Origin of the sequence: Microbacterium sp. Leaf151, assembly GCF_001424225.1 — a bacterium.
Taxonomy (GTDB): Bacteria; Actinomycetota; Actinomycetes; order Actinomycetales; family Microbacteriaceae; genus Microbacterium.
Window position 1 is genome coordinate 954,831 of the sequence record NZ_LMOR01000004.1, and the last position, 12,414, is coordinate 967,244.

Annotated in this window: 12 protein-coding genes and 1 tRNA gene; 5 read left to right on the top strand and 8 right to left on the bottom strand. The window is 69.3% G+C overall.

Features of this window, described 5'->3' with window-relative positions; genetic code table 11:
* Positions 1–36 precede the first annotated feature (36 nt).
* Positions 37–654: a hypothetical protein gene (locus ASF76_RS15130; RefSeq protein WP_055959467.1), complete on the top strand. Its 618-nt coding sequence runs from the start codon at positions 37–39 to the stop codon at positions 652–654.
* A gap of 102 nt (positions 655–756) precedes the next feature.
* Here the strand turns inward: ASF76_RS15130 and ASF76_RS15135 are convergent.
* Positions 757–846, bottom strand: a tRNA-Ser gene (locus tag ASF76_RS15135).
* 126 nt (positions 847–972) lie between these two features.
* Between ASF76_RS15135 and ASF76_RS15140 the strand changes: the two genes are divergently transcribed.
* Entirely contained in the window at positions 973–1,926 is a 954-nt protein-coding gene (locus ASF76_RS15140) for an L-lactate dehydrogenase (RefSeq protein WP_055959469.1), read from the top strand.
* A 264-nt stretch (positions 1,927–2,190) separates the two neighbouring features.
* Entirely contained in the window at positions 2,191–3,558 is a 1,368-nt protein-coding gene (gene radA / locus ASF76_RS15145) for a DNA repair protein RadA (protein WP_055959472.1), read from the top strand.
* A gap of 533 nt (positions 3,559–4,091) precedes the next feature.
* Here the strand turns inward: radA and ASF76_RS15150 are convergent.
* From ASF76_RS15150 to ASF76_RS15165, 4 genes are all read right to left on the bottom strand, one after another.
* Positions 4,092–4,502: a hypothetical protein gene (locus ASF76_RS15150; RefSeq protein ID WP_055959474.1), complete on the bottom strand. Its 411-nt coding sequence runs from the start codon at positions 4,500–4,502 to the stop codon at positions 4,092–4,094.
* A 286-nt stretch (positions 4,503–4,788) separates the two neighbouring features.
* Positions 4,789–5,469 (bottom strand): hypothetical protein, encoded by a 681-nt coding sequence (locus ASF76_RS15155; protein ID WP_200936139.1) that lies wholly within the window; start codon positions 5,467–5,469, stop codon positions 4,789–4,791.
* A gap of 91 nt (positions 5,470–5,560) precedes the next feature.
* Positions 5,561–6,070, bottom strand: a complete 510-nt coding sequence (locus ASF76_RS15160; RefSeq protein ID WP_055959478.1) for an amino-acid N-acetyltransferase — start codon at positions 6,068–6,070, stop codon at positions 5,561–5,563.
* Positions 6,071–6,141: 71 nt separating this feature from the next.
* Positions 6,142–8,667 carry an ATP-dependent Clp protease ATP-binding subunit gene (locus ASF76_RS15165; protein ID WP_055959480.1) on the bottom strand — a complete coding sequence of 842 codons (2,526 nt, stop codon included), beginning with the start codon at positions 8,665–8,667 and terminating at the stop codon, positions 6,142–6,144.
* 189 nt (positions 8,668–8,856) lie between these two features.
* Between ASF76_RS15165 and ASF76_RS15170 the strand changes: the two genes are divergently transcribed.
* Together ASF76_RS15170 and ASF76_RS15175 are read left to right on the top strand one after the other, a co-directional pair.
* Positions 8,857–9,483, top strand: a complete 627-nt coding sequence (locus ASF76_RS15170; protein ID WP_055959482.1) for a hypothetical protein — start codon at positions 8,857–8,859, stop codon at positions 9,481–9,483.
* Positions 9,480–9,713: a helix-turn-helix domain-containing protein gene (locus ASF76_RS15175; protein WP_055959484.1), complete on the top strand. Its 234-nt coding sequence runs from the start codon at positions 9,480–9,482 to the stop codon at positions 9,711–9,713. The genes ASF76_RS15170 and ASF76_RS15175 overlap by 4 nt, the downstream gene beginning before the upstream one ends.
* Positions 9,714–9,770: 57 nt before the next feature.
* Here ASF76_RS15175 and ASF76_RS15180 read toward each other — a convergent pair whose 3' ends face one another.
* From ASF76_RS15180 to ASF76_RS15190, 3 genes are all read right to left on the bottom strand, one after another.
* Positions 9,771–10,493, bottom strand: a complete 723-nt coding sequence (locus ASF76_RS15180) for a hypothetical protein (protein WP_055959486.1) — start codon at positions 10,491–10,493, stop codon at positions 9,771–9,773.
* A 73-nt stretch (positions 10,494–10,566) separates the two neighbouring features.
* The gene (cls, locus tag ASF76_RS15185; protein WP_055959488.1) at positions 10,567–12,033 is read right to left on the bottom strand and encodes a cardiolipin synthase; all 1,467 of its coding nucleotides are present in this window, start codon (positions 12,031–12,033) and stop codon (positions 10,567–10,569) included.
* 64 nt (positions 12,034–12,097) lie between these two features.
* Positions 12,098–12,295: a hypothetical protein gene (locus ASF76_RS15190; RefSeq protein ID WP_055959490.1), complete on the bottom strand. Its 198-nt coding sequence runs from the start codon at positions 12,293–12,295 to the stop codon at positions 12,098–12,100.
* Positions 12,296–12,414: the final 119 nt, after the last annotated feature.

A 12,414-nucleotide genomic window follows, 5' to 3' on the forward strand; every position in this document is an offset into this window, starting at 1 on the left:
GTCGACCGAACGGGCCGGCTGAGCGAAGATGCTGTCATGCGCCCCGCCTCCCGTGCTCCGGTCCTCGTCGGCCTCGCCGCGGTCGTCTCCCTCACCCTCACCGCCTGCGGGGGAACGCCGACCCCGGCCGACAGCGCCTCGATCGCCGAGAAGGCCGCACTGCTCGACATCGACCCCGCACTGGTCTTCACGACTCAGGTCGAGGGATACGACCTCGCGTCGCAGTCGGTCGGGCCGGCGAACGACGACGGCCTGTCGGCGACGTGGGTCGACGAGCAGACCGCGGCCATGATCACCATCCGCACCTCGCCGGGAGAACCCGACGCCGCCGGCTGCGCGGCAACGCCGCTGTGGGACCTGCCCGCCACCGCCGTCACCTGCACGGAGGAGTCCGGGCTGTGGCACCGCGAGGGCGGGGGCGCGCACGAGTTCCTCGTCGCCCGCGACGGCGCCACGATCTGGGTGATCGGCGCGAACGGAACCCCGCTCGACGACCTGCGCCGGGCCGCCGAGGCGGTCCGCGTTCCCTCGGATGCCGAGGTGGAGGCGTTGTTCGCCGACGCGCCGACCGAGCCGCACACGCCCGTCGAACGCGGCGACCTTCCCGAGAACGGCGACGGCGCCCCCATTCAGCCGTCGGGTCCGGGCGGCTGAGCCGTGTCTCGATGGGCGTCGATGTCCGCGGACCCGTGTCGCGGGAGCTGCTGCCCCGACATGACGAAGGCCCCGCATCCGTGAGGATCGGGGCCTTCGTGGTGGCGGTGACGGTGGGATTTGAACCCACGGTAGGGGTGAACCTACACAACATTTCGAGTGTTGCACCTTCGGCCGCTCGGACACGTCACCGCCGGAAAGCTTACGACAGATGCGCGGATGCCGCGAATCGGTGCCCGAGCGAGGTGTCGGCATCCATTCGTCCACCGTCGAACCACCACGCTGGAAGCCGCTCACGGCCGCTGCCAGGATCGAGCCATGAGCGTGATCGAGAACTCGAAGCTGACGGTCGTGGGCGCGGGAAGCGTGGGGGCGAGCGTCGCATACGCGGCCCTGATCCGGGGCTCGGCGCGGCACGTCGCGCTCTACGACATCGCGACCGAGAAGGTCGAGGCGGAGGTGCTCGACCTCGCGCACGGCACGCAGTTCACCGGTTCCAGCGACATCACCGGGGGCAGTGACGTATCGGTCGCCGAAGGCTCCCACGTCGTGGTGATCACCGCGGGAGCGAAGCAGAACCCCGGGCAGACCCGCATTGAGCTCGCCGCGACCAACGCGCGCATCATCCGCGACATGATGCCGAACCTGCTCGAGGTCGCGCCAAACGCGGTCTACGTGATCGTGACGAACCCCTGCGACGTGCTGACGGTGCTCGCGCAGGAGGCGACGGGCCTGCCCACCCGCCGCATCTTCGCCTCCGGCACGGTGCTCGACACCTCACGGCTGCGGTGGAAGATCGCGCAGCGCGCGGGAGTGGCCACCTCGAGCGTGCACGCCTGGATCGTGGGTGAGCACGGCGACACCGAGTTTCCGCTCTGGTCCACCGCCACGATCGGCTCGGTGCCGATCACGCAGTTCGAGCTTCCCGACGGGGGCCGTTTCGACAAGGACGAATTGGATGCCATCGCCGTCGACGTCCGCGATGCCGCGTACAAGGTGATCAAGGGCAAGGGTGCGACGAACTACGCGATCGGTCTGTCGAGCGCGCGCATCGTCGAGGCGATCCTGCGCGACGAGCACGCCATCCTGCCCGTCAGCACCGTGCTGGAGGGCTTCCACGGCATCGACGGCATGGCTCTCTCCGTCCCGTCGATCGTCAGCGCGGCCGGGGCGGTGCCCGTCGCCGGCACGCCGTTCTCCGACGACGAGGTGGCGCTACTGCGCCGCTCCGCCGACGCCCTCACCGAGGTCGCGGACTCCCTCCGCGGCTGAGGGCGCGCCGGCAGAACGCGCGTCACGCCGCCGACGCGCGTCGGGCCGCGGACACGCGCCGAACGGGCGACCGACCGGTGCCCACGACCGGCGGGCCCACACGCGCGTGGCTCCGACGCATAAACGCTATTGCAGCGTATAAACACGCAGCCAGCGCGTTTCTGCGCGCGGATCGGGTTTATGCGTAGGCCGACAGCGGGCGCGGGGCGCCAGATGCCACGGCACGGCACGGGCGATGTCGGAGGCCCCGCGTAGCCTGAACCCATGGCATCCCGACGTCCCGCTGCAGCACCCGCTCCGTACCGCTGCACCGAGTGCGGGTGGACGACGGTGAAGTGGGTCGGACGCTGCGGTGAGTGCCAATCGTGGGGCACCGTCGTCGAAGCCGCAGAGCAGACGGGCATCGTCCGCTCCATCGCGCCGGTCGCACCCGGAGCCGCGCGCGCCGCCCGCCGCATCACCGAGATCGACACACAAGACGCCCCGCGCCGCACCAGCGGCGTCGGCGAGTTCGACCGCGTTCTGGGCGGGGGCATCGTGCCCGGCGCGGCCATCCTGCTGAGCGGCGAGCCCGGGGTCGGCAAATCGACGCTCTTGCTCGAAGTCGCGGCGCAGAGCGCCCGCGCGGGGCGCCGCGTGCTGTACGCCAGCGGTGAGGAGTCCGCCGCTCAGGTACGCCTCCGTGCCGAGCGCACGGGGGCTCTGCACGACGAACTCTTCCTCGCGGCCGAGACCGACCTCGCCACGATCCTCGGTCACATCGACCAGGTCGAGCCGGGGCTGCTCATCGTCGACTCCGTGCAGACCGTGTCATCGGCGCACAGTGACGGCGCCGCCGGCCAGCCGGCGCAGGTGCGCGAGGTCGCGTCAGCGCTGATCCGCGTCGCGAAAGAGCGCGGCCTGCCCATCATCCTCGTCGGCCACGTCACCAAGGACGGCTCCATCGCCGGACCCCGCATCCTCGAGCACCTCGTCGACGTGGTCTGTCACTTCGAGGGCGACCGGCAGACGTCGCTGCGCTTCGTCCGCGCACTCAAGAACCGCTTCGGGCCCACCGATGAGGTCGGCTGCTTCGACATGACCGGCACCGGTATCGCCGAGGTCGCCGACCCGAGCGCGCTGTTCCTCGGGCACGGCGAACCCGAGCCGGGCACGTGCGTCACCATCGCGATGGAGGGGCGCCGGGCCCTACCCGTCGAGATCCAGGCGCTCGCGGTGCGGCAGACCGCGCCCAACCCACGGCGCATCGTGAACGGCGTCGACTCCTCGCGCGTGGCGATGGTGCTCGCCGTGCTCGAGAGTCGCATGGGCCTCACCCTCTCCGACCGCGACGTCTATGTCTCGACCGTCGGCGGCGTACGCCTCGTCGAACCCGCGGCCGACCTCGCCATCGCCATCGCGGTGGCCAACGCCGTGAAGAACCGCAAGGTGTCGAAACGACTCGCCGCGATCGGGGAACTCACCCTGACCGGCGAGATCCGCAACGTCACGCAAGCTGCTCAGCGGGCGTCCGAGGCCAAACGGCTCGGGTATCACACGGTGCTCGACTCGTCATCGCGCAAGCTCGCTCAGGCGCTCAACGAACTGCAGGTGCGCGGGATGCCGCGCGACGAGAGCGAGCCCGGTTTCTGACCGCCGCCGGGTGACGGCGCTGACCCGCGGCTACGACCGAAGCGACGGTCGATCACGCGGAGCGGAAGCCGTGGGCGTCGGTGGTGCGTCCGTCGCTTCCGACCTGCGGCCGCCTGACTCGGGTCAGCGCCCGGGAGGAGCGGACCGACGACGGCGATGCGGCGATGTCATGCCCAGAACGGCGGGGATGACAAGTCCGGCGGCGCACACGGCACCGGCGATCAGGAACTCCATGGCCCCGAGTCTTGCACGCCGGTCTCACCCGCGCGACTCGGGTTCTTCACCACCCCGAGCGAACCCCTCGCCCGCAGTGCCGGCATGCCCGCAGGCTCCCGTGGCATAGCCCGCGAGCGCCGCGCCGCTCGGCGAGCCCATGCGCAGCGGCCTCCCCGCCCGCCCGCAGGCGGCGCGCAGCGGCCACCCCGCCCGGCCGCAGGCGCCGGGCGATCCCGCACGCGACGTCGCTCCATCGTGCGTCCACGCCGGACGGACAAGTTCTCGCCCGAAGCCGCCTCAACCGGCCCCTCGCCGGGTCAGGCGTCGAGAGCGGCGATCAGATCGGCGGGCGACGCCTGGATCGGGTGCGGCCCGGCGATATCGATGAACACCGTGGTGATGGCATCCTGGTGCGCACCGAGGAACGCCCGAAGCCACTGCGGTGACTGCAGAGCCACGTGCGGGGGCAGCGTCTCGGGCTTGTGCGCGGCGTCGCTGAACAGCAGCAGCGCGACCTGGCCGTTGTTCGGATCGCGGTACGTCCACACCTCGCCGACGCTGAGGGGATTGTCCGCGTCACCCGAAGTCATGAGGGGAACGACGGTGGGCCCGTGACGCAGCGCGAAGGCGATGGCGGCCATGTCCTGGGTCTGCAGCGCGTCGGAGAGTGCAGTGTTCGTGAAGTCCACGTCGAGCTTCTTCCCCTTGCGCTTCTTGCCTGCGGCCATCCTCCGAGCCTATCCGCGGCCCCGCGACGTCCGGTGCGCCCCGCAGCCCCCGTACTCCGGTGCGCCGCAGCCCCGCAGCCCGCGTCGTCGCATGCCCCGCAGCCCTGCAACCCGCGCCGACCGGTGCCCAGCGGAGGAGATGCGACGAAGGGAGGATCCGCCGACGCGAAAGCGTCCTCCGCTCACCACGCATCCTCCCCGGCCCCGGCGCGGGGTCGCGGCTGCGCCGACCGGCACCCGCACCCCGATGCCCGCGTCAGCCGAGCCGCACCCGAACGGGCCCGGGTCACTGCAGCACGAACGACGCCGTCCCGGCCGACGGGATGCCGCCGATCGAGACGCTCAGGTGATACGTCGCGCCTCCGCCCGGTGCGTAGGGGCGTTCCCCGTCGCACGAGCTCACGGACGAGCGCGTACGGTCCCAGGTCAGCGGGGCAGAACTGGTGACCACCTGGCCCGCGGCGAGCGTCACCTCCATGTCGCTCGGCTCCGACTGGCAGTCGGTCGAGCGCCACCACACGTCGGTGCCGCTCGTCACCGTGAACGACTGCGCGCTCGTGCCCACGTTCAAGACGCACGGAGTGGCCGAGGCGTTCGACAGCCGGATGGACAGCTGCGGGTTCTCGCCCTGGGCGTACTCCGCCTTGTCCGACAGCGCCTCCACCGTGATGTTCGCGGCGGTGCACTCGATGGGCCCCGCCGGCACGCTCGGCGTCGGTGTCGCCGTGGAACCTGCCGTGGGGGTGGCTACGGCCGAGGGCGCGGCGGCGGTCGCCGACGGAGACGCTGAGGTGGCGCTCGCGGACGGGTCGGACGAGGGGGCGGCGGTCGGTGCGACACGCCAAGGCGGAGCCGCGACGAGCCACACGACGAGGCCGATCACGATCAGAGCCAGAAGCCCTGCCGCGAGACGACGTCGGCGATACACCGCCGGGGACTGCCTCCGCCTACGGGGGGCATCGGTCATGGTTCCAGGGTAGGCGTCCTGGCCGTGAGCCCTCTCCACGGCACGCTCGGAATCACCGGTGCGTCACCGCCCCGCGGGAGGCCGACGGCGCTCAGAGGTTCTTCAACATGCGCGTGTTGCCGAGCGTGTTGGGCTTCACGTGCGCGAGGTCGAGGAACTCGGCGACACCTTCGTCGGGGCTGCGCACGAGCTGCGAATACACGTCGGGGGGCACCACCTGTTCGCCGATCTCGGAGAACCCGCGTCGCGAGAAGAAATCGACCTCGAAGGTGAGGCAGAACAGTCGCGACACGCCCAGCTCACGCGCGCGCTGCTCCAACGTCTCGACGAGGGCGCGTCCGACTCCCAGGTGCAACCAGTCGTCGTGCACGATGAGAGTGCGGATCTCGCCGAGGTCTTCCCACATGATGTGCAACGCGCCGCAGCCGACCACGATCCCGTCGACCTCTGCGACGACGAATTGCTGCACCGAGCCATAGAGCACGACCAGGTCCTTGCCGAGCAGGATGCGCTTCTGCACGAACGGCTCGAGCAGTTCGTGGATGCGTCGGACGTCGGCGGTGCCGGCGGAGCGGACGACGAACGACGCGGGGGAAGTCATCCTCCCAGCGTACGCCGCGACGACGAAGGGGCCCGGATGCCATGGCATCCGGGCCCCTTCGTGCTACAGCGTCAGCTGCCGGCGAGGGTGTCGGGGGTGGCGGCGATTTCGCCCGCCGTCCCGACGCCCAGCGCGACCTTCTCGCCCCGCGGGCTGGTCTCGAAGGCGAACTGTCCGTTCTCGACGCTGACCTTGACGTGGTCGCCGGCCTCGAGCTCGCCGTGGAGGATCCTCTCGCTGAGACGGTCCTCGATTTCGCGCTGCATGGCGCGGCGGAGCGGACGAGCGCCGAGCGTGGGGTCGAACCCGATCTCGATGAGCTTGTCCTTCGCCTCATCCGACAACTCCACCGTCATGTCGCGGTCGAGCAGACGGTCGGCCAGACGCTTGACGAACAGACCGACGATCTGGCGGAGCTCGGGCTTGCTGAGCTGCGGGAAGACGATGACGTCGTCGACGCGGTTGAGGAACTCGGGCTTGAAGTGGCGCTTGAGCTCTTCGTCGACCTTGCCCTTCATCCGCTCGTAGGACGTCTGGGCATTGCCCTCGACCTGGAAGCCCACCGGGCCCCCGGCGATCGCCGACGAACCGAGGTTCGTCGTCATGATGATCACCGTGTTCTTGAAGTCGATGACGCGACCCTGACCGTCGGTCAGGCGACCCTCTTCGAGGATCTGCAGGAGCGAGTTGAAGATGTCGGGGTGGGCCTTTTCGATCTCGTCGAAGAGCACGACCGAGAACGGCTTGCGGCGCACCTTCTCGGTGAGCTGGCCGCCCTCTTCGAATCCGACGAACCCGGGAGGGGCACCGAACAGACGCGAGACGGTGTGCTTCTCACCGAACTCCGACATGTCGAGGGAGATCAGCGCGCCCTCGTCGTCGAAGAGGAACTCGGCGAGCGCCTTGGCGAGCTCGGTCTTTCCGACGCCCGTGGGGCCGGCGAAGATGAACGAGCCCGAGGGGCGCTTGGGGTCCTTGAGGCCCGCGCGCTGGCGACGGATCGTGCGCGAGAGGGCCGCAATCGCCTCTTCCTGGCCGATGACGCGCTGGTGCAGCGCCTTCTCCATGAACATGAGGCGGCTGGACTCTTCCTCGGTGAGCTTGAACACCGGGATGCCGGTCGCCTGAGCGAGCACCTCGGCGATCAGGCCCTCGTCGACCACCGCGTGGGAGGCGACGTCACCCGAGCGCCACTGCTTCTCGAGGCGCAGACGCTCGGCGAGGAGCGACTTCTCCTCATCGCGAAGCGACGCGGCCTTCTCGAAGTCCTGCTCCTCGGAGGCCTGCTCCTTCTGCTCGCGCACCTTGGCGATCTTCTCGTCGAATTCGCGCAGCTCCGGCGGCGACGACAGGATCGACAGGCGCAGGCGGGCGCCGGCCTCGTCGATCAGGTCGATGGCCTTGTCGGGCAGGAACCGGTCGCTGATGTAGCGGTCGGCGAGGTTCGCCGCGGCGACGATCGCACCGTCGGTGATCTGCACCTTGTGGTGCGCCTCGTAGCGGTCGCGCAGGCCCTTCAGGATGTTGATCGCGTGGGGCAGGCTCGGCTCGGCGACCTGGATCGGCTGGAAGCGGCGCTCGAGCGCGGCATCCTTCTCGAAGTGCTTGCGGTACTCGTCGAGCGTGGTGGCACCGATGGTCTGGAGCTCTCCACGGGCGAGAAGCGGCTTCAGGATCGACGCGGCGTCGATCGCACCCTCGGCGGCACCGGCACCCACGAGGGTGTGGATCTCGTCGATGAAGACGATGATGTCGCCGCGCGTGCGGATCTCTTTCGTGACCTTCTTCAGGCGCTCCTCGAAGTCACCGCGGTAGCGGGAACCGGCGATGAGCGAACCGAGGTCGAGCGAGTAGACCTGCTTGTCCTTGAGCGTCTCGGGCACGTCGCCCTTGACGATGGCCTGTGCGAGGCCCTCGACGACCGCCGTCTTTCCGACACCGGGCTCGCCGATGAGGACGGGGTTGTTCTTGGAGCGGCGCGACAGGATCTGCATGACGCGCTCGATCTCTTTCTCGCGCCCGATGACGGGGTCCAGCTTGTTGTCGCGCGCAGCCTGGGTGAGGTTGCGGCCGAACTGGTCCAGCACGGCCGAGCCGCCCTGAGCGGCGGAGGACTGCTGCTCGCCGGCGCCGGTGGCGACTCCGGCGGGCTCTTTGCCCTGGTAGCCCGAGAGCAACTGGATGACCTGCTGGCGCACCTTGTTCAGGTCGGCTCCCAGCTTGACGAGCACCTGGGCCGCCACGCCCTCGCCCTCACGGATGAGGCCGAGCAGGATGTGCTCGGTGCCGATGTAGTTGTGGCCGAGCTGCAGCGCTTCGCGCAGGGACAGCTCCAGGACCTTCTTTGCACGCGGCGTGAAGGGGATGTGCCCCGTCGGCTGCTGCTGTCCCTGGCCGATGATGTCCTGCACCTGCTCGCGCACGGCGTCGAGGGAGATGCCGAGGGACTCGAGCGCCTTGGCCGCGACACCTTCGCCCTCGTGGATCAGTCCCAGCAGGATGTGCTCGGTGCCGATGTAGTTGTGGTTGAGCATCTTCGCCTCTTCTTGGGCGAGGACGACCACACGACGGGCACGGTCGGTGAATCTCTCGAACATCTCAGTCCCTCCAGAAATGGGCTGACAGGCACGCCTCCGCGCGCCGTACATCGAGAGTAACCAGCGGCCGGAGGCCAGGGACGCATGTTCGCCGTGGGCATACCGCGACCCCGGCCGGTCTTGCGGGACCCATCGATAGTCGTTACATTATCGACCACCGATAACAACGATCATCGATAAGGAGCGATCATGGCATCCCCCCAATCCACCTCTCGCACCCTCTCCCGTGGTGACACCTGGAGCTTCCTGCTCTTCATCGTCGCGGGAGTCGCGATCGCCGCGTGGGCGGTCATCCGCAGCATCGGCAACATCGTCGCGGCCGTCGGAAACCGCGACGTGCGCGTGCCGATCGAGTTCCTCGACACCGTCGCCCAGGCTCCCGTCGGTCCTGATGGCGCCGCCGTGCCCGTCGAATTGACCGGCGCCGTGGTCACCGCCCCGTCGTTGCCGATCGCCTCGCTCTGGGCACTCTTCCTGGGCGAGGGGCTCTTCGCCGCAACGGTCGTCACGGTGGTCGTCCTGCTTCTCGTGCTGTGCGTCGGCATCCTGCGCGGGCACATCTTCAGCCGCCGCCACACCGTCCTCGTCACGTCCGTCGGGGTGATCGCGTTGGTCGGAGCCTTCGGCGTGCCGTTCTTCCACAACATGGTCGCCAACGGCGCGCTGGCCTGGCTGTCTGACCGCACATACGACCGCGGACTCACGCAGCAGATCGACCTGCCCGTCCTCATCGCGATCGGATTCGTCGCGGGCCTGTCGAGCACCGTCTTCGCCGTCGGCGACCGTCTCCAGCGCGACACGGAAGGTCTCGTATGACCCCGGCTGCCGCGGAGGACGGGCCGAGCGGCATCCACTGCCGTCTCGATGAGCTCCTCGAGGCGCGCGGCCTCACGCTCACGCGCCTCAGCGAACTGGTCGGGGTCTCGGTGGTGAACCTGTCGGTACTGAAGAACGACCGCGCCCGCGCGATCCGCTACTCCACGCTCGCGGCGATCTGCCGCGTGCTGGAGTGCGAGGTCGGCGACCTCCTCGTGGTCGAGCGCTGACGCCGTCGGCGGCTGCAGGCCACGGGACGGGATCGGTCGAGCGCTGACGTCGCCGCGTCAGCGCGCGCCGAGCACCGGGATCGGATCGGGCGCCTGGACGTTGCCACCCGAGAGCACCAGCGAGACCGGACCGTCGCCGGCCTCCGCGCCCACGTCGGCCAGGGTCACGCGCGGGGCGTAGTCCATGGTGCACACCTGATCAGCGGGCGGCGTGGCGAACCGCACCGCCACCTGGCCGCCGTCGGAGCTCACCGATTCGACGGTCGGCACGCAGCTGGAGCTGCCGTAAGTGACGATCGCGACCAGCGACTGGCTCACCCAACCCGCGCTCGGCGCGAAATCGTCGGGGGGCGTGGGCACGTCGGCCAGCGCGGCGAGCGTCGTCTCACCCTCCGCGGCCCCCGTCACCTTCACGGTGAGGGCGGCACCGGGATCCGTACCCACCGGAAGGGTCACCAGCGTCGCGCGCGGCGCCATGTCGCGCGTACACGGCTCCTGCGTCGGCTCGACGAGGTCCACCGTCAGCGCCCCGTCGGCGATCTGCGGCTCCCCGCCGACAGCCGGGACGCACGACGAGCTGCCGGAGGTGACGACCGCGATCGCACGGCCCGCGTCGAGCCACGCGGCGCTGACGTCACCAGCGGGCGACGCGGTCGCGGCATCCGCGGGCGACGACGACTCGGGCGATGACGCGGCACCCGACGCGCACCCGGCCAGGGTGCCGGCGGCGAGCAGGCCCGCTCCCAGCAGGCCGATGAGGGTCAGACGTGAGCGGGACATGAAAACCTCCGGGGGTGGGTTCACCCCATGATGACGGAGATTCCTGGATGCCTGCGGCGAACGCCCCGCCGCCTCACTGCAGCGCGGAGGTGAGGCGGGCCAAGTTGTCGAGGATGGTGGAGCGCAGGGGCTGCTGGCGCCACTCCTCGATGGTGAGCTGGCGGCTGAGCTGCCGATAGCGGTCTTCGACCGCGCGCATGTCGCGCGCGAACTCTTCACCACGCACGAGCATCGACACCTCGAGATTCAGACCGAACGAGCGCATGTCCATGTTGCTCGAGCCGATGACGGCGACCTCGTCGTCGATGGTGACGCTCTTGCTGTGCAGGATGAAGGGCTTGCGGTACATCCAGATGACGACTCCCGCACGCAGGAGCGCCTCGTAGTAGCTGCGCTGGGCGTGATAGACCATGGCCTGGTCGCCCTCTTCGGACACGAACAGCTCCACGTGCACGCCACGCTGGCACGCGGTGGTGATGGCGAGGAGCAGCGCCTCGTCGGGGACGAAGTACGGACTCACGATGATGATGCGTTCGCGCGCGGCGAAGAGCAGACCGAGGAACAGCTTGAGGTTGTTTTGGAAGTCGAAGCCCGGCCCCGAGGGAACGATCTGACAGTCGAGGTCTCCTGGGCCGGTCGTCACACTGAACAGGTCGATCTCGTCGGCCAGCGTCTCGTCTGTCTCGCTGTACCAGTCGGAGAGGAAGACCGCGTTGATGCTGGCGACGACGGGGCCCTCGACGCGCACCATGAGGTCGACCCAGTGGAGGCCCCGGCGGATGTTCTTACGCAGGTTGTAGGAGGAGTCGGTGACGTTCTGCGAGCCCATATAGGCGACGTCGCCGTCGATGACGAGCAGCTTTCGGTGATTGCGCAGGTCGGGGCGCTGCCAGCGGCCGCGCAGCGGCTGGACGGGGAGCATCAGATGCCAGTGGGCGCCCATCGCGTCGAGGCGGCGCACCGTCTGCTTGTAGCGCGGTTTGCCTTGGTTCGCCCAGTGGTCCAGCAGTACGCGCACCACGACCCCCCGCTCCGCGACCTCTTCGAGCGCGCGGAAGAAGTTGTCGGTGGAGTCGTCGGACTGCAGGATGTAGAACTCCACGTGCACGTACCGCGTGGCGCCGCGGATCGCGTCGGCCATGGCATCCAGGCTCTGCTGGTAATCGGCGATGAGGGTGGCGGCGTTGTCGCCCGCGATGGGCATGGCGCCGAGATTGCGGTTGAGCTGAACGAGGGCGCGGAACCAGTGCGGCGCGTTCGGGCGGAGCGTTCCGAACTCGAGCGACGCACTCGTGTCGTGGATGTACTCGTTGATCGCGGCCTGCTTGCGCCGACGCTTGCGCGGCAGACGCGGATTTCCGATGAGCAGGAACAGGAACACCCCGACGAACGGGATGAAGTAGATCGCCAGGAGCCACGCCATCGCCGCGGTGGGGCGGCGGTTTCGGGGCACGATGATGATCGCGGCGATACGCACGACCAGGTCGACGACGAACAGCGTGATGACGAGCCAGCTCGCGTCGAACGTGGCGTTGATCACGGGTCCTCCTGGGCGGGTTGTGGACCCAGCGTAGCGACGACCGCCGACAACGGTCTCGCGGACCTCAGTTCGCGGGGCCGTCGCCCGTGGACGCCACCGGCGGAAGTCCGCGCTTGGCCCGTTCCTGCGCCTCGATGCGCGCGTAGACCTTGCGCTCGGTGCGATCCATGCGAATGACGTTGCGAAGGATGAAGAAGAAGACGAACGACACGACGATCGTCGGCAGGATCGCCCACAGCACAGCGGTCCAGGTCTCATCCATGCTTCGAGAATACCCGCGGCGGCTGGGCGAACGCCCGCTCGCGCCTCCTCCCCACCCGGCCGATGAGCGGAATGATCCACGATCGAGCGAATCGGCCGGGAACGTAACCGCCCGCGACG

Coding starts and splice junctions, on each gene's coding strand:
- ASF76_RS15130 (WP_055959467.1), top strand. CDS start 37: ATGCGCCCCGCCTCCCGTGCTCCGGTCCTCGTCGGCCTCGCCGCGGTC.
- ASF76_RS15140 (WP_055959469.1), top strand. CDS start 973: ATGAGCGTGATCGAGAACTCGAAGCTGACGGTCGTGGGCGCGGGAAGC.
- radA (WP_055959472.1), top strand. CDS start 2,191: ATGGCATCCCGACGTCCCGCTGCAGCACCCGCTCCGTACCGCTGCACC.
- ASF76_RS15150 (WP_055959474.1), bottom strand. CDS start 4,502: ATGGCCGCAGGCAAGAAGCGCAAGGGGAAGAAGCTCGACGTGGACTTC.
- ASF76_RS15155 (WP_200936139.1), bottom strand. CDS start 5,469: ATGACCGATGCCCCCCGTAGGCGGAGGCAGTCCCCGGCGGTGTATCGC.
- ASF76_RS15160 (WP_055959478.1), bottom strand. CDS start 6,070: ATGACTTCCCCCGCGTCGTTCGTCGTCCGCTCCGCCGGCACCGCCGAC.
- ASF76_RS15165 (WP_055959480.1), bottom strand. CDS start 8,667: ATGTTCGAGAGATTCACCGACCGTGCCCGTCGTGTGGTCGTCCTCGCC.
- ASF76_RS15170 (WP_055959482.1), top strand. CDS start 8,857: ATGGCATCCCCCCAATCCACCTCTCGCACCCTCTCCCGTGGTGACACC.
- ASF76_RS15175 (WP_055959484.1), top strand. CDS start 9,480: ATGACCCCGGCTGCCGCGGAGGACGGGCCGAGCGGCATCCACTGCCGT.
- ASF76_RS15180 (WP_055959486.1), bottom strand. CDS start 10,493: ATGTCCCGCTCACGTCTGACCCTCATCGGCCTGCTGGGAGCGGGCCTG.
- ASF76_RS15190 (WP_055959490.1), bottom strand. CDS start 12,295: ATGGATGAGACCTGGACCGCTGTGCTGTGGGCGATCCTGCCGACGATC.